The organism is Agrobacterium sp. LEGMi-208b, assembly GCF_059511785.1.
Genome location: NZ_CM183445.1, coordinates 2,122,675 through 2,138,064, shown reverse-complemented (window position 1 = coordinate 2,138,064; position 15,390 = coordinate 2,122,675). Strand labels below are relative to the sequence as shown.

Below are 15,390 nucleotides of genomic sequence, written 5' to 3'. Positions count from 1 at the left end.
CATCGATCCTTTCCGCCGATGATAGGAAAGGGGCACAGTCAGACCCGCCGCCGCCGAGGAAGAAAAAGACATGCAACACGCCATCCCCACACTTGGAACCGACCGTCTTTTATTGCGTCCGCAGGTCATGGCGGATTTTCCCGCCTATCTCGACTTCATGGCCTCGCCCCGCTCCGTCGGCGTCGGCGGCCCCTATGACCTCTGGAAGACATGGGGTGTTTTCTGTCACGATCTCGCCAACTGGCATTTCTTCGGCCATGGCGCGCTGATGATGGAACTTCGCGAAACGGGGGCGTGCGTCGGCCAGGTGGGCATCAATCATGGCCCCCTGTTTCCGGAGAAGGAGCTCGGCTGGCTGCTTTACGACGGCCATGAGGGTCGCGGTTATGCAGCGGAAGCCGCAATTGCGCTGCGCGACTGGGCTTTCAAGACCCTGAACCTGCCGACACTGGTCAGCTACGTCTCGCCGCAGAACCGCAAATCGGCAGCCGTCGCCGAACGAATCGGCGGCACTCTCGATCCCTCGGCGCCACGCTCCGACCCTGAGGACCTCGTTTATCGTTATCACCAGCTCAAGACGGCCTGAAAATCGCAAAGCTTCGGGGCCGCCACAGCCCCCGAAGCGCTTCAAAAGTCCTACCGCATTTCCACTTTCAGGAAGCCGAGGATGGCCTCGGAAATCTGTGCATGCAGGGCCGCGCGGTCCCTGCCGCCGCCATCGCGGCAGACGAACCCTTCGCCCGGCGAAAGCTCCTCGACGATTTTTTCGCCGTTCGGCTTGCAGATTTGCATGAAGCTGAAATGGCTGGCATCCGGTATTTCACGGTAGACGGTCGTGGCGCCGCGCAAATGCCGGGCAATATAGTCCGAATCGGCCTTGATGGCGGCAATCTCCGGCGTTTCCACACCCGCGGCCAGAACCAGAACCGGCACTTCCACCTGTTGCAACGTCTCCGGCAGAAAACCGGCGGCCGGCCCGAGATCGAGCGCCACGACCGCGCGGATGCGGGCATCTCGCCAGTCCATCGCAAGACGCGGATCGGCCTTGCCGTCACCGACGATGCCAACCTTGCCCAGCAGCCGCGGCGCCTTGCATTGCGGCGGGAGCTTTGCCCTGTTGCAATCCTTCAGGGCAAGATCGGCGCTGTAACGGGCGCCTGCCAGCTCCATCGCGGTCCAGCCGCCGAGCGAATGGCCGATCACGGCTATGCGCCCGCGGTCGATCCCGCCGGCAAGAGCGTCATGATCGAGCAGCACCGTCAGCGTTCGGCTGATATCGCGCGGCCGTTCCCACAGGGGAACGATCTCGGTCGCATCGGCCTCGGTAAATGATTCGCCCTTATGGTCAGGCGCGGCCACCACATAACCCTGCCGCACAAGCGCGCCGGCAATCCAGTTGAGATTGCGCCAGCTTCCGCCAAAACCGTGCGACATCAGGACAAGAGGGCGAGACCCCGTGAGGAAGGGCGCACCTGGCTGCACTTCAAGGCCATAAAAGGCGGCGTTTTCTCCGACGGTCTCGGTTTTGCCCAAGGGCGCGGCCGGATACCAAAGGGATATGGTGAGCGCATGCCCGCCGGCATCAGCATGCAATTCCGTCTGCTTGAAACCGATGGCGCTGTCAGCCATCGCAACGCGAAGGGTGGAAAGGACGGCGATTGCCGCCAGGAGGAAAAGACGCATGGGAGGCTCCGGAGTTGATATGGCCAACCCTTGCCTCAAACCGCCATCTGCCGAGACCTCAATCAGGTTCAAGCACGTTCTGAAACCTGTTCGAGGTCTCCGCCCCGCCATGTCCCCCGCCGCAATGCAGGCGCTATTTCCCGCCTACCCGCTCGAAAAGCCGGACAGGATTGTTGCGGAACATCGTCTCGCGAAACGGATGAAAGCCGAATCGGGCGGCAATCGCCAGCGACGGCGTGTTCAGCGCATCGATCATGCAGACGGTCCGGCGCGAAATTCCGCTCTCGTCGAACCAGCGCGTCGCGGCCTCAACCGCTTCGGTTGCAACGCCTTTGCCCGTCAGTTGCCCGTCGATTTTCCACATCGCCTCGGGCACCCCATCGAAATCGGCGCCGTTGCCGCGGCGCATATGGGCAAAGCCCACCTCGCCGACGATGCGCCCGGTGGCAAGCTCTTCCACCACGAAGGGGCCGAAACCGAAAACGGACCAATGGCCGATGAAACGCAACAGGCGCGCGAAGGCAAGTTCCGGGTCCAGCGGGGCAATCGACGTAACCCCCGCGATCGGCCGAACGGCCGCCCCCCAGAAGGCGCAATAAAGCGCCTCATCCGAAATGGCATGCGGCCGCAGGACAAGGCGGGCGGTTGCCAGACGCGTCATGAACATGCTCCCCAAAATAAAAAGGCCGGCGCGTCGGTTGACGCGATCCGGCCTCTCACAAATTCATATCGGTAATTGCACCGTCACTCGGCAACCGTCTTGGCGGTAAAGACGATGCGGTCTTCATGCACCTTGTATTCCACCGCCATATTGGCCTCTTCGGCCAGAAGCAGCGTGTAATAGGGCTGCACGGAATGGGCATCGACCGCCTCTTCCAGCCGGCCTTCGTAGATTTCCACGAACTTGGCCGGAACGCGCATCATCCGGCCCTTGACGGTGATTTCGAATCTGGCGTCACCATCAGGATTTTCCAGGAGCACATCCACATTGCCGCCGCGCGGTATGGCGCCATAAGCGACGAGGAAGAGGTTGAGCAGAAGTTTGACACGATTCTTCGCAACGATGGCGCGCGGGCCGTTCCAGCTCACTTCCGCTTTCTTTTCGGCGGCGGCGAAATCCTGGGCGGCCTTTTCGGCCTCGCCGGTGTCGATCGATGCACCGGCCGAGCCGGAAGCGCCGAAGGCAAGGCGGGCGAACTTAAGCCGCACGGATGCGTTAAGCGCTGACGTGCGGATGAGATCGAGCGCATCGTCATCCGTGCCGCCCTCGTCCAGCAGTTCGAGGCCGTTATTGATGGCGCCGACAGGAGAAATAACGTCATGGCACACACGGCTGCACAGAAGAGCCGCCAGATCGGGACCGGACAGCGTGATATTGAGTTTGCTCGTCATAAAATTCTCTCCTGCGCAAGGGAGGCGCGGACGGTGTGGAAATTGTTAAGCCATAATGACACCATATTTGGTAAACCGATTGTTAATAGGATGGTTTCAAAATGCCAAATGCCTTAACAGGCCACACTGGAGCCCCGTGTATCCGCAAGGATGCACGAAACATGCTGTAGAACTTTGACTCTGCGCAGCGGCCCCTGCGAAAACCGATTCGGGTTTGCGGGATTGTTGCGCTAACGAACAGACGGACGGACATGACGATGCGCCTTACGAAAACCCGCACCATTGCACGCCTCGGACTGGGAAAGATTGTCGCGCTCCTTGCGAGCCTCCTGATGTGGGTCGCACCGGCCGCGGCCCAGAACAGCGATCAATATTCTTTCCAGGAAGTCGTGGATGCAGGCCACGGATTCTTCGGTGAAACCACCGGCGGCCTTGCCAAGGTGGTGGAGCGCGCCTTCCAGCAATACGGCCTTCCGAACGGTTACATTCTCGGTCAGGAAGGCTCCGGCGCCTTCGTCGCGGGCCTCACCTATGGCGAAGGCACGCTTTACACCAAGAATGCCGGCCAGCACCCGGTCTTCTGGCAGGGCCCCTCGCTTGGCCTCGATTATGGCGGGCAGGGCACCCGCGCCATGATGCTGGTCTACAACCTGCCCTCGGTCGACGCGCTTTACCGCCGCTATGGCGGCGTCAGCGGCTCCGCCTTCATCGTCGCCGGCGTCGGCATGACCTATCTGAAAAGCAGCGATGTGACGCTCGCCCCCATCCGCACCGGCATCGGCGCGCGCCTCGGCATCAATGTCGGTTACCTGAAGCTCACCCAGCAGCCGACCTGGAACCCCTTCTGATTCGTTGAAGTCGAAGTGCAGCCGAGCCAACGGTGAAATAAAGGACGAGAGATTGCGGCAGTTTTCTTCTCCCCGCCGGGGAGAAGGTGGCCCGAAGGGTCGGATGAGGGGGGCTAGCTCTCCGTACATCTCCACCCTTGCCCCCTCATCCCGCTGCCGCGGACTTCTCCCCCTCGGGGAGAAGAAACAAGGGGCACCGACACCGCCTCTGTAATTGCCGGGAGACACCCCTCCCCATGGTTGCAATAATAGCGTAACGTGCTTTCGCGCCCCTCTTTCCGAATGCGCGCGTATCTGAGTTTCGGAGACTGTCCCGCGTGATCGAATATGCCATTCTCTTCGGATTGGGTTTTCTCACCGCAACCCTGCTGGCCCTGTTGATCGCACCCGCGATCCACCGCCGCATCGTCGCCTATACGGAAAACCGCATACGCGCGACCATGCCCATCAGCCCGCAGGAAGTGCGCGCCCAGAAGGACATGGCGCGCGCCCTTTACGCTGCCGAAAACGCCAAGGTCCGCCAGGAACTGGATACCGAACGGGAAAAAAATACCTCGCTGCGCCTCGCCAACGAGGCGGCGTCCAGCGATGCCTACCGGCTCGGTGAGCAGAATCGCGGCTTCTCCCTGAAGATCGAGGAGCTGACGCTGGAGATCGGCGAATTGCGCGCCGCCCTCGATGCCAGCGAAGAACGCGCCGGCACGATTGCGGCCAATCTCCTGCAGCAGGAACAGGCTGCCAACGAGCGCGCCAGCCAGATGTCCGATCTCACCGCCCGCCTCACCAATCTGACGCGCGAGCTGGATGATTCGAAAATCACCGCCGCCACCCGCGATCTGGAGGCCGAGCAGGCCAAGCAGAGTGCCACGCGTTTCCGCAAGGAAGGCGAGACCGCGACCCGCGAATTGCAGGATGTCGCCGCCCGCAACAAGGAAGCGATGACGGCGGTTGCCCGCGAAAGCCGCAAGGTCACCCGGCTGGAGGAACAGCTCGCCACGCTGATGGCGAAAAATGCCGATCTCGACACGATGCTGACCCTGCGCAATCAGGAGGTCGCCCGGCTGAAGGAGCAGCTTGCCGCAACCGGCGGCCGCGCCAACGACATGATCATCCGCCTGTCGAACCCGGCCGTGCCGGTGGAAAAAGCGGTGAACCCGCCGCAACCGGCAACAGCCCCAGCGCCCATCGCCGCACTGGAGACCGCGCCTGTGGTCGCGACAGAAGACGCGGCACAGACAGTGGCCGCAGAAGAGACCGCGGTCGCCCCGGTGGTTGAGCCAGCGGCAGCGGCGCCGGAAGGTCTGGAACAGGAAATCGAGGATATCCGCAATCAGGGAACGGCGCTCACCGAACGCCTGCTGAATGTGCGCGGCACCGGCAATGACGAACCGATCCGCCGCGAAATTGCGAGGATCGCCGCCGAGATGATCGCGCTCACGGCTGCGCAGGAGGGTGAGACATCGCCCATTCCGGGGTTGCTGGCCAAGGCGTCGGGTTCGTCAGGGCGGGAGAGCCTTGCCAAGCGGGCGACGGTGGTGATGGAGAAGCGGAAACGTTAGGTCTCGAGGGTGTGGTTTACCCCCCTCTGCCCTGCCGGGCATCTCCCCCACAAGTGTAAAGACCGGAGACATCCCTGACAGGTGTTCGGAGACATCCCTGACAGTCAGAGTTTGTCTTCGAGGTTGATCTTTGCGATCTGGGTTGCCCCGAAGAAGACGCCGAAAAGACCTGTGCGGTTAAGGGGCCGGATGGCCAGGCGCTCGCTTCTGAAGGCGTTGGGTATGCGCCATGTCTTGCCCTTGAAACTGACATAGCCTTTGGTGGAACTGACGCACCGAATGATCTCGCTTCTGTCGTAGACGGGCTCAGGAAGCTGGTGGGGAAAAGTGCGTGGGGAAGGTCGATAACGGCTTGCAGGAACGGCCATGCCGATCGCTTCATGCGGGCGATGGTGATTGTAGACCTCACGCCAGCGATCAAAGGCTCTCTGGGCATGTGTCTGATCGCTCAGCGTGGCGAAGTCCGTTACTTCAGCCTTGAGGCTGCGATGAAACCGTTCGTTTTTCCCACGCCCCTGTGGATGATAGGGTCGTGAATGGATCAATTCGATGCCAAGCTTCAAAAGCCAGACCCGCAAGCGTGTCCACTGGTTGGGCACACCCGCACCCCATGGATTGCCGTTGTCGCAGTAGATGGCCAGCGGCATGCCATAGCGGCGAAAGATCGTCTCCAGCTTGGCCTGTACGGTCTCTAGCTGCTCGTTGAGGCAGGCCTCGATGGCGATGGCAAAGCGGGAGTGATCATCGATGATCGTCAGAGGGTAGCACCAGTTGCCGCAGGCCATCTGTGCGCGCGCCTTGAAATCCATCTGCCAGAGAAGATTAGGGGCCTCACGCTCGAAGCGGCCCTCTGCCATGCGCTCACCTGCCTGCGTTCCGATCCGGCCATGGCGAGAAAGAACAGCATGTACGGTGGAGGCCGAGGGAGGCTCCATGCCCAGGTCCTGCATGCGCCTTGCGATCTTGCGAGCACCCCAGGCAGGGTGCTCGTCACGCATATCAAGAACACGGCGCTCCAGATCATCGGATGTACGTCGAGGGCTTGAATGCGGACGACGGGAGCGATCCTGTACAGCCTCTCCCGCCTTTGCCCGCCGCAGCCAGAGATAACCCGTCTGCCGACTGATCCCGAAGCGCTTGCACAGGGCCGAAACATTGGCCCCATCCAACCTCGCAAGCATCACAAACTCTTTGCGCTGATCCATGACAGACAACTCCCGCCAAGCCATCCCGACCTCCTCTGCCAAGCAGAAAAAGTGTCAGGGATGTCTCCGAACACCTGTCAGGGATGTCTCCGGTCTTTACACTTGTGGGGGAGATGTCCGGCAGGACAGAGGGGGGTAAGCGGCATCCCCCGAAGCGAGGATATTCTCCCTACCGCTTTTCCTCCAGCACGATCGCGGGTCTCAGAGGCAGACCATTTCCCATCGCCCGCCTTTTACAAACAAAAAATCCCCGGCCGAAGGCCGAGGATGATTCATGGTCAGCGCTTTGGCGTCGAGAGCGTGCTGCCTTACGCATCCACCACGCGCAAGGCACGCGCCGCTTCCAGCGCTTCCTTCTGTACCGCTTCCTGCACCTTTTCGAAGGCGCGAACCTCGATCTGGCGCACGCGTTCGCGGCTGATGTCGAACTCGGAGGAGAGTTCCTCCAGCGTCACCGGGTCTTCGGCAAGGCGGCGGGCCTCGAAGATGCGGCGCTCACGGTCGTTCAGCACGCCCATGGCCTTGGCCAGCATGCGGCGGCGGGTTTCCAACTCGTCCTGCTCGATCAGCACGTCTTCCTGGCTGTCATGGTCATCCACCAGCCAGTCCTGCCATTGGCCGGACTCGCCTTCGGACGCCTTGATCGGCGCATTCAGCGAGGCATCGCCGTGCAGGCGGCGGTTCATCGAGATGACTTCTTCTTCAGACACCTGAAGCTTCGTCGCGATTTCCTTGACGTGTTCCGGCTTCAGATCGCCATCGTCGATTGCCTGTATACGGCCTTTGAGCCGGCGCAGGTTGAAGAACAGGCGCTTCTGGTTGGCGGTCGTGCCCATCTTCACCAGCGACCAGGAGCGCAGGATATATTCCTGGATCGAGGCCTTGATCCACCACATGGCATAGGTGGCCAGACGGAAACCGCGCTCGGGATCGAACTTCTTCACCGCCTGCATCAGGCCGACATTGCCTTCGGAGACGACTTCGCCGATCGGCAGGCCGTAACCACGGTAACCCATGGCGATCTTGGCGACGAGACGCAGATGGCTGGTGACGAGCTTATGCGCGGCGTCGCGGTCGCCATGCTCAGCATAACGCTTGCCAAGCATGTATTCTTCCTGCGGCTCCAGCATCGGAAATTTACGGATTTCGTCGAGATATCTATTGAGACCGGCTTCGCCGGCTGTAATCGTAGGCAAACTATTGCGGGCCATAAAGCACCCCCTTATCTATGGTCTGGAACGGCACCCTCTTTGGCGTGGCAAATCGTCCGCCCGAGGCACACCGTAAGCTGCGGGTCGTTACCGACCCCGCACGAACCCATGTGACAGATATGTACGCGCCCGCCGCGTTTCAAGCGAACGCTGCGTTCACACATGCGTTATGTTCCGGTGACACCTTCTCTCACCTGTTTAACTTTCGAACGGTAGATTCGTTCCGAGAAACCGCCAAGGCCGGAGCGCACCATAAGCTCATACATGACCCGTCGGCGCATGGGATTGTGCAGGCGCACCACCTTCGAGCCGAGGAACTGCGTCTCGACATGGGAAAGCGCCTGCAGATCGGGATCGGCGGCAATCGCGTCCGCATAGGTCGCGTGAAATTCCCGGCGGCAGACATAGGTTTTGTATTTCGTCATGCCGAAGCAGACGAGGCTGTGGCCGTGTGTGCGCAGGAAATCCGCGACGCCCACCGTCACCTCCGGCCAGGCGGGGTTGAAGGTGTCATCGAAGACGATGATGCCATGCGGTGCGATCGCCTCCATCGCCAGCTTCGCATCGGCCAGCACATGATGCAGATGGTGGCCGCCATCGATGCTGAAGAAGCGCGCCGGGCCGATGCGCGCGGTGATCTCGGCAGGCGCCAGCCGGGTGCTGTCGCCTTTGATGATGAGGTCCTCATCCATTGGAAATCCCAGCCGGCGGCCGTTTTCCATCAGGCGCTCATATTGATCGAGGCTGCCATCGTCGGGCGGATCGAGATCGAAAAGATCGACGCCCAGCACCTTTTCCTGCGTCTGCGCGAATTTGCGCAGCAGGAAATAGGAGCGGCCATAATAAACGCCGATTTCCGCCATGCCGCCTTCAAGGCCGCTTTTGGTCTGGGCCTGCAACAGAGCCTTGAAGACAAGCGCATCGGGCGGGTCGATGTAACCTTCGACGCTGCGCAGATCCTGGAATATAAACCGGCGGTCTTCGATATTCATAGGTGATAAATCCCGTCATCATGCCGGTTCCGTTCGGGCTATGCGACTTGAACGAATGGCGTTTCCTGCGGCGTCTTTCCCGGCCAAGCTGTTGTGCGGCCACGGTTTTCACAGCGGCGCTTTCAAGCTTTGCGCGGGGCCGAGGAGGTGCGACGATTGAAGCGAAATTGGGGCGGTCTATAAAAAGGACCGACTGCGGAATATCGCTATCCGCTAATCTTTTTTTATTATCCGGGGCTTCCGGCGAAATGCATGGCGCAGTTTTTTGACCGCGCCATGCAGGTTTTTAGCTGCGCAGGGCAGTCAGCAACTCTTCCATGTCTTTGGGCATGTCGGTTTCGAACTCCATCACCTCGCCCGTGCGCGGATGTTCGAAAGCCAGCAGATAGGCATGCAGGGCCTGCCGCGGAAAGCCGCGGACGGTGCTCCTTGCCGGCTCTTCGAGAAGGTTCGCCTTGGTACGGAAGGCCGCGCCATATTCGGGATCGCCGATCAGCGGATGACCGATATGGGCCATGTGCACGCGGATCTGGTGGGTGCGGCCGGTTTCCAGCCGGCATTCCACCATCGAGGCGAGGCAGGTGGCATCGGGCCGTTCATGGTAACGCTCCATCACCTCGTAATGGGTGATCGCCTCGCGGGCGTCGTCTGAATCCTCATGCTTGACGGCGCGTTTGGTGCGGTCAGCGCTGCGGCCGAGCGCTGCGTCGATGGTGCCGCGCAGGGTGCGCGGGCGACCCCAGACGACGGCCTTGTAGGCCCGCTCCAGCGGCCCGGTGCGGCCATGGTCGGCAAATTGCGCGGCGAGATGGCGATGGGCATTGTCGTTCTTCGCCACGACCATGACACCGGAGGTTTCCTTGTCCAGCCGGTGCACGATGCCCGGCCGCTTGACACCGCCGATGCCGGAGAGGCTGTCGCCGCAATGGTGGATGAGGGCGTTGACCAGCGTGCCGGTCCAGTTGCCGGCGCCCGGATGCACGACGAGACCGGCGGGTTTGACCAGCACGATCAGGTCTTCATCCTCATATTCCACGTCGAGCGGAATATCCTCGCCCTGCGGCACGGGGTCTTCCGGCTCCGGCATGACGATCTCGATGCGATCGCCCGGATGCACCTTCTTTTTCGGCTCCGTCACCGGCTTGTCGTTGATGGAGACGGCGCCCTGTTCGATCAGCGCTTTCAGGCGGCTGCGGGAGAAGTCGCCGCCGACTTCGCCGGCCAGCCAGGAATCGAGGCGGCCTTCGGCGTCTTCCCCGGCAATCAGGACTTTCCTTGCGTCTCCGCCTTGTTTAAAGGGGTCGTTCATTCTTATTTTTCCGATCCATCAGCATTTCAGGGAACCCGATGACGCAGATCGAGCAAGACGAACAGGAAGACAAGCCGCTTGATCCGGCCATGGAAAAAGTTCGCCGCAAGATGATCCGTTTGCAGATCGTGTCGGGCTCCGTGATGTTTATCAGCCTTATGGCCGTCTTCGGTGCGGTTGTCTACAAGGCGATGGGGCCGTCGAAAACGGTTCAGACGCAAAGCGAAGCGCCGAACTTTGCGGTTCCCACCGGCAACGGACCGGTTGCCGTCACCGCCAGCCTGCCGCAGGGCTTTGTGATCGACAATGTCAGCTATTCCGGCGGCGACATGCTGTTTTACGGCCGGCTTGCCAACGGCACCCGCAAGGCGCTGGTCTTCAACGTCGCGGCTGGCCGGTTCCTTGCCGATGTGACGGTCGATGGCCAGTGAGGGCAATGACCGGCTGGAGGGTCGGGCGCTGATCCCGGTCGAGGATCCCGCCGATCCGCGCATCGCCGCTTTTCGCGACATCCGCGAGCGCGATCTCACCGGCCGGCAGGGCCGCTTCATTGCCGAAGGTACGGTGGTGCTGCGCATGCTGGCCGCTGCCCATAAAGCGGGCGGGGCCTTTGCGGCGGAAAGCATCCTGATCCTGCGCAACCGGCTTTCCGGGGTTGCGGATATTCTCGCCGATTTTCCTGATGACGTTCCCGTTTATGTGGCTGAAGCGCCGGTGCTGGACGGTATCGTCGGTTTTCACCTGCATCGCGGCATTCTGGCGCTCGGCCGCCGGGTGCGCGATGATGGGCTGGCGCAGATGACGGCGGCGCTTCCCGCGTCTTCTCTGGTGCTCGTGGGCTGCGGTATTTCCAACCATGACAATCTGGGCGCGATGTTCCGCAATGCGGCGGCCTTTTATGCCGATGCGGTGTTTTTGGACGAGACGTGCTGCGACCCGCTCTATCGTAAGGCGCTGCGGGTTTCCGTGGGATCGGTGCTGTCGGTGCCCTATCATCGCGGTGGCGGGGCGGTGGAGATGCTGGAGCGGCTCTCTGGGGCCGGATTTGCGATCTGGGGCCTTTCGCCTGACGGCAAGACGGAGATACGCGATATTCCCCGATCCGAACGCATGGCGCTGGTGATCGGCACGGAGGGCGAGGGGCTGCCGCAATCGGTGCTGTCACGTTTTCAGACGGCGCGGATTGCGCAGTCGCCGCAGCTTGATAGCTTGAATGCGGGGACGGCTTCCGGGCTGGCGCTTTATCAGATGGCGGGGGTGATGGGGCGGGTTTAGGTCTTCGGTGGCTGTAGCTTACCCCCCTCTGCCCTGCCGGGCATCTCCCCCACAAGTGTAAAGACCGGAGACATCCCTGACAGGTGTTCGGAGACATCCCTGACAGTCAGAGTTTGTCTTCGAGGTTGATCTTTGCGATCTGGGTTGCCCCGAAGAAGACGCCGAAAAGACCTGTGCGGTTAAGGGGCCGGATGGCCAGGCGCTCGCTTCTGAAGGCGTTGGGTATGCGCCATGTCTTGCCCTTGAAACTGACATAGCCTTTGGTGGAACTGACGCACCGAATGATCTCGCTTCTGTCGTAGACGGGCTCAGGAAGCTGGTGGGGAAAAGTGCGTGGGGAAGGTCGATAACGGCTTGCAGGAACGGCCATGCCGATCGCTTCATGCGGGCGATGGTGATTGTAGACCTCACGCCAGCGATCAAAGGCTCTCTGGGCATGTGTCTGATCGCTCAGCGTGGCGAAGTCCGTTACTTCAGCCTTGAGGCTGCGATGAAACCGTTCGTTTTTCCCACGCCCCTGTGGATGATAGGGTCGTGAATGGATCAATTCGATGCCAAGCTTCAAAAGCCAGACCCGCAAGCGTGTCCACTGGTTGGGCACACCCGCACCCCATGGATTGCCGTTGTCGCAGTAGATGGCCAGCGGCATGCCATAGCGGCGAAAGATCGTCTCCAGCTTGGCCTGTACGGTCTCTAGCTGCTCGTTGAGGCAGGCCTCGATGGCGATGGCAAAGCGGGAGTGATCATCGATGATCGTCAGAGGGTAGCACCAGTTGCCGCAGGCCATCTGTGCGCGCGCCTTGAAATCCATCTGCCAGAGAAGATTAGGGGCCTCACGCTCGAAGCGGCCCTCTGCCATGCGCTCACCTGCCTGCGTTCCGATCCGGCCATGGCGAGAAAGAACAGCATGTACGGTGGAGGCCGAGGGAGGCTCCATGCCCAGGTCCTGCATGCGCCTTGCGATCTTGCGAGCACCCCAGGCAGGGTGCTCGTCACGCATATCAAGAACACGGCGCTCCAGATCATCGGATGTACGTCGAGGGCTTGAATGCGGACGACGGGAGCGATCCTGTACAGCCTCTCCCGCCTTTGCCCGCCGCAGCCAGAGATAACCCGTCTGCCGACTGATCCCGAAGCGCTTGCACAGGGCCGAAACATTGGCCCCATCCAACCTCGCAAGCATCACAAACTCTTTGCGCTGATCCATGACAGACAACTCCCGCCAAGCCATCCCGACCTCCTCTGCCAAGCAGAAAAAGTGTCAGGGATGTCTCCGAACACCTGTCAGGGATGTCTCCGGTCTTTACAACAAGGAGGGAGATTGGCAAGACGCGCCCGCATTGCGCTATCTCGACTGTCAAGAAAGGCGAAACCTTGCCGCGAGTCGATCTCCCCACCTGTGGGGGAGATGCCCGGCAGGGCAGAGGGGGGTGAGCCACACTCACCAACATCTCCAAAACCCATCCCCCGACAAAGCAAAGACACCGCCGCAGCCGTTCAATAAGCCCGGCACCTGCTGTGTTAAAATGATAAGGGCGGCCCTGAGCCGCCCTTAAATCATCACTGCCCGGTCGCCGGCGTTGCCGCCGCCCATTCGCTGAGCGCCTTGTCGAAGGCGGCGATGCCGTCATTGCCCTTTTGCAGGGTCAGCAGCGCACGCCGGCCATTGCGGTAGGATACCGGAATGTCGATCCAGTTGCGCGTCTTCAAGAGCTCCAGATTGGTCTTCATCGCATCCGGGAAATCGTTGAGCGCGATCATGTGGAAATCATCGGTGATCTTGGCCGGAACCGCGATCAGCGCGTTGCCACGGTCCTGCTCGGTGCTCTTCATCGCGATGCGCTGGACGCTGTCGATAGCGCCACCTTCGAAGCCGGGCGAAACCGAGAAGACAATCTCGATCAGATGGCTGGCAGGCAGCGACGGATCGGTATTGCGCTTGAAGGTGATCAGCGCGCTGAGACCACGGCCGGGAACGGTGATCTGGCCCTGCACGGTGGGCGAAGGCTTGCCGTCACCGTCATTTTCCTGCTGCAGCGACCAGGAAACGCTGCCCTGAATGGCGGTCGGAACCGTCTGGCCCAGCACTTCCTCATAAAGGAACATGCGGTCGCCGGTGGCGGCAGCGGCAGGCTGCTGCGCCGGCGGGGTGCCGGCGGGCGCACCGGCAGTATTGGCCGGAGCCTCGCCCGCAGGCGGCGGCGCGACATTCTGCTCATAGACCGACTGGCCTTCGGCCGTCACCGGCTGGCCGTTCACACCCGTGGCAGGTCCCTCGTCACGCTCGGTGCCGTCGGCCAGAAGCCGCTGGGTAAATTTGGTGCCGGTGACGGAGCCGTCATCGCCATGGGTCGGCGTCTGATGGTTGGTCGGGGTTGTCGGCTGCTGCCCCGTGGCGGGCGGCTGCTGGGTCGCCGGCGGTGTCGAGGTCTGCGCCTCACCCGTACCGTTCGAAGCCGTCTGGCCATTGCCGCCGTTCTGCGCGGAACTGACCAGCCCGCCGACCATGTCGTTCAGCGCATCGCGGTTCATCCACACGGCATAACCGCCGCCGGCAAGCAGCGCCACGCCGACAAGGGCCAGCACCAGCGACGCATAATTGCGGCGCGGCTTCTTCTTGACCATATAGGCGGGCGTCGCGGCCACAGCGCCGATACCATTGGTTTCGTCCGAAGCCTGACGGGTGGAGGACGACGCGCCGTCATAACCGATCAGCTCGTCCAGATCGTCCCAGGGCGTCCGTTCCTTGTTGTCCTTTGCCGCTGCCTGATCGCCGAAGGGATCGTTATCCGCACGCGGCAGCGCCGGCGCGTCCTTGGCGGGAATGGCAATATCCGCATCCTGGAAATAGGACGAGAAATCCTCGACCACGGCCGCCTTTTTCGGAGCCTGCTCTTCCGTCCGGTGATGGTCGTCAAAATCGTGCCGGCCGCCAAACACCGGAGCATGCTCCACGGCGGCGGGGCCCAAATGGTCATCCGCCTCGCGCCGCTCATCCTTTTCATAAGGGGCGGGCTTTTCGTAAGGGGCGGGCTCGAAACTTACGTCCGGTTCCTGGTAATGCTGCGCGGCATAACCGGCAACGAGCGGACGTTCGTCGGTCTCGTTGCGAACCTCTTCATATTCCTCGGCGGCCGGACGCACATCCTCGCCCTGCGCTTCATCGAGCTTGCGCCAGTCATCCTCATCCACCGGCTGCGCCCAATGGGAGGGAACGGAATCATCGGCAGCACCGGGCGCCGCTTCAGGCTCCTGCTGGTGAGCCGGCTCTTCATCCGCCCGGGTGAAATAGGTGCCGACGGTTTCCTCGGAGGCGTGTGCCGGGGCAGGAGCTTTATGAACCGTTTCCGGCGCATCATAAAGCTCTTCCGGCTCGTGTTGACCGTGACGCTGCGCGTCATCGGCAACGGTATCAATGTGCCGGGGCTCTTCTTCTTCGGCGGCTTCTGCGTAAGCCGGCTCCGATTGTGCGGGTTCCGATTGTGCGGGTTCAGGGGGTGCGGGCTCTTCGTAGGCCGGCTCGTGCCGCTCCTCTTCCCGGTCGGCATGCTCTGCCGGTTCGGCGGCGCGGGCCTCGTCTTCGTCGGCAGCATCCCGCTGGTAATAGGATGCCGCCGTCTCTTCCGCGGCAGGCGAGACAGCGTCATCCTCCTCCAGCGCCGGAAGCGCCTCGGCATATTCGCTGTCCACCTCGGCAATGGCGGCGTCCAGCTTGGCGATCTGCCGGCGCAACAATTCTTCCGGCGGACGTGGCTTCATATTCTCGAGCTGGCGCACAACCGCACTGCGCGCCTTGTCGTAAACCTTCGCCCGGTTTTCGGGAGTATTGTTCGCCAAGCCATCCACGGCCTTGCGAATGACTGCTACAAAATCCGCCATAAGCACTTTCTCGTCGTGACCGGCGACGTACCGGCCC

Annotated in this window: 12 protein-coding genes and 2 pseudogenes; 5 read left to right on the top strand and 9 right to left on the bottom strand. The window is 61.6% G+C overall.

The features are described from left to right. The first annotated feature begins 70 nt into the window (after window positions 1-70). Window positions 71-586: a GNAT family N-acetyltransferase gene (locus AC5YUO_RS10335; RefSeq protein WP_496153235.1), complete on the top strand. Its 516-nt coding sequence runs from the start codon at window positions 71-73 to the stop codon at window positions 584-586. 50 nt (window positions 587-636) lie between these two features. On the opposite strand, the gene AC5YUO_RS10330 is transcribed toward AC5YUO_RS10335, so the two are convergent. The 3 genes from AC5YUO_RS10330 to chpT form a co-directional block, all read right to left on the bottom strand. Then, a complete protein-coding gene (locus tag AC5YUO_RS10330) occupies window positions 637-1,683 on the bottom strand; it encodes an alpha/beta hydrolase family protein (RefSeq protein WP_496153234.1) in 1,047 nt (348 codons plus the stop codon). A gap of 133 nt (window positions 1,684-1,816) precedes the next feature. Then, entirely contained in the window at window positions 1,817-2,344 is a 528-nt protein-coding gene (locus AC5YUO_RS10325) for a GNAT family N-acetyltransferase (protein ID WP_496153233.1), read from the bottom strand. Between the two features lie 83 nt (window positions 2,345-2,427). Beyond that, on the bottom strand, window positions 2,428-3,075 hold the full coding sequence (gene chpT, locus AC5YUO_RS10320; protein ID WP_269340271.1) for a histidine phosphotransferase ChpT: 648 nt from the start codon (window positions 3,073-3,075) through the stop codon (window positions 2,428-2,430). Window positions 3,076-3,326: 251 nt separating this feature from the next. Between chpT and AC5YUO_RS10315 the strand changes: the two genes are divergently transcribed. Both AC5YUO_RS10315 and AC5YUO_RS10310 read left to right on the top strand, forming a co-directional pair. Then, window positions 3,327-3,923, top strand: a complete 597-nt coding sequence (locus AC5YUO_RS10315) for a DUF1134 domain-containing protein (RefSeq protein WP_400819613.1) — start codon at window positions 3,327-3,329, stop codon at window positions 3,921-3,923. A 317-nt stretch (window positions 3,924-4,240) separates the two neighbouring features. Further along, window positions 4,241-5,482: a coiled-coil domain-containing protein gene (locus tag AC5YUO_RS10310; protein ID WP_496153232.1), complete on the top strand. Its 1,242-nt coding sequence runs from the start codon at window positions 4,241-4,243 to the stop codon at window positions 5,480-5,482. 63 nt (window positions 5,483-5,545) lie between these two features. Here the strand turns inward: AC5YUO_RS10310 and AC5YUO_RS10305 are convergent. From AC5YUO_RS10305 to AC5YUO_RS10290, 4 genes and pseudogenes are all read right to left on the bottom strand, one after another. Beyond that, a pseudogene (locus tag AC5YUO_RS10305) lies at window positions 5,546-6,711 on the bottom strand (IS481 family transposase); the annotation flags it as partial. A gap of 284 nt (window positions 6,712-6,995) precedes the next feature. After that, on the bottom strand, window positions 6,996-7,898 hold the full coding sequence (rpoH, locus tag AC5YUO_RS10300) for an RNA polymerase sigma factor RpoH (RefSeq protein ID WP_003522581.1): 903 nt from the start codon (window positions 7,896-7,898) through the stop codon (window positions 6,996-6,998). A 167-nt stretch (window positions 7,899-8,065) separates the two neighbouring features. Beyond that, window positions 8,066-8,890, bottom strand: coding sequence for a class I SAM-dependent methyltransferase (locus AC5YUO_RS10295; RefSeq protein WP_496153231.1), 825 nt, complete (start codon window positions 8,888-8,890; stop codon window positions 8,066-8,068). Between the two features lie 286 nt (window positions 8,891-9,176). Beyond that, window positions 9,177-10,199, bottom strand: a complete 1,023-nt coding sequence (locus AC5YUO_RS10290) for an RluA family pseudouridine synthase (protein ID WP_496153230.1) — start codon at window positions 10,197-10,199, stop codon at window positions 9,177-9,179. Between the two features lie 38 nt (window positions 10,200-10,237). On the opposite strand from AC5YUO_RS10290, the gene AC5YUO_RS10285 reads away from it, so the two are divergent. After that, entirely contained in the window at window positions 10,238-10,630 is a 393-nt protein-coding gene (locus tag AC5YUO_RS10285; RefSeq protein ID WP_496153229.1) for a hypothetical protein, read from the top strand. After that, on the top strand, window positions 10,620-11,474 hold the full coding sequence (locus tag AC5YUO_RS10280) for a TrmH family RNA methyltransferase (RefSeq protein WP_496153228.1): 855 nt from the start codon (window positions 10,620-10,622) through the stop codon (window positions 11,472-11,474). The genes AC5YUO_RS10285 and AC5YUO_RS10280 overlap by 11 nt, the downstream gene beginning before the upstream one ends. A gap of 65 nt (window positions 11,475-11,539) precedes the next feature. On the opposite strand, the pseudogene AC5YUO_RS10275 reads toward AC5YUO_RS10280, so the two are convergent. Beyond that, window positions 11,540-12,705: pseudogene (locus tag AC5YUO_RS10275) on the bottom strand (IS481 family transposase); the annotation flags it as partial. A gap of 329 nt (window positions 12,706-13,034) precedes the next feature. Then, the gene (locus AC5YUO_RS10270) at window positions 13,035-15,353 is read right to left on the bottom strand and encodes a hypothetical protein (RefSeq protein WP_496153227.1); all 2,319 of its coding nucleotides are present in this window, start codon (window positions 15,351-15,353) and stop codon (window positions 13,035-13,037) included. Window positions 15,354-15,390: the final 37 nt, after the last annotated feature.

Excerpts from the sequence above, each read along its gene's own strand:
- AC5YUO_RS10325 (WP_496153233.1), bottom strand. The coding sequence starts at position 2,344 with ATGACGCGTCTGGCAACCGCCCGCCTTGTCCTGCGGCCGCATGCCATT.
- AC5YUO_RS10270 (WP_496153227.1), bottom strand. The coding sequence starts at position 15,353 with ATGGCGGATTTTGTAGCAGTCATTCGCAAGGCCGTGGATGGCTTGGCG.
- AC5YUO_RS10280 (WP_496153228.1), top strand. The coding sequence starts at position 10,620 with ATGGCCAGTGAGGGCAATGACCGGCTGGAGGGTCGGGCGCTGATCCCG.
- AC5YUO_RS10295 (WP_496153231.1), bottom strand. The coding sequence starts at position 8,890 with ATGAATATCGAAGACCGCCGGTTTATATTCCAGGATCTGCGCAGCGTC.
- AC5YUO_RS10330 (WP_496153234.1), bottom strand. The coding sequence starts at position 1,683 with ATGCGTCTTTTCCTCCTGGCGGCAATCGCCGTCCTTTCCACCCTTCGC.
- AC5YUO_RS10335 (WP_496153235.1), top strand. The coding sequence starts at position 71 with ATGCAACACGCCATCCCCACACTTGGAACCGACCGTCTTTTATTGCGT.
- chpT (WP_269340271.1), bottom strand. The coding sequence starts at position 3,075 with ATGACGAGCAAACTCAATATCACGCTGTCCGGTCCCGATCTGGCGGCT.
- rpoH (WP_003522581.1), bottom strand. The coding sequence starts at position 7,898 with ATGGCCCGCAATAGTTTGCCTACGATTACAGCCGGCGAAGCCGGTCTC.
- AC5YUO_RS10285 (WP_496153229.1), top strand. The coding sequence starts at position 10,238 with ATGACGCAGATCGAGCAAGACGAACAGGAAGACAAGCCGCTTGATCCG.
- AC5YUO_RS10290 (WP_496153230.1), bottom strand. The coding sequence starts at position 10,199 with ATGAACGACCCCTTTAAACAAGGCGGAGACGCAAGGAAAGTCCTGATT.
- AC5YUO_RS10315 (WP_400819613.1), top strand. The coding sequence starts at position 3,327 with ATGACGATGCGCCTTACGAAAACCCGCACCATTGCACGCCTCGGACTG.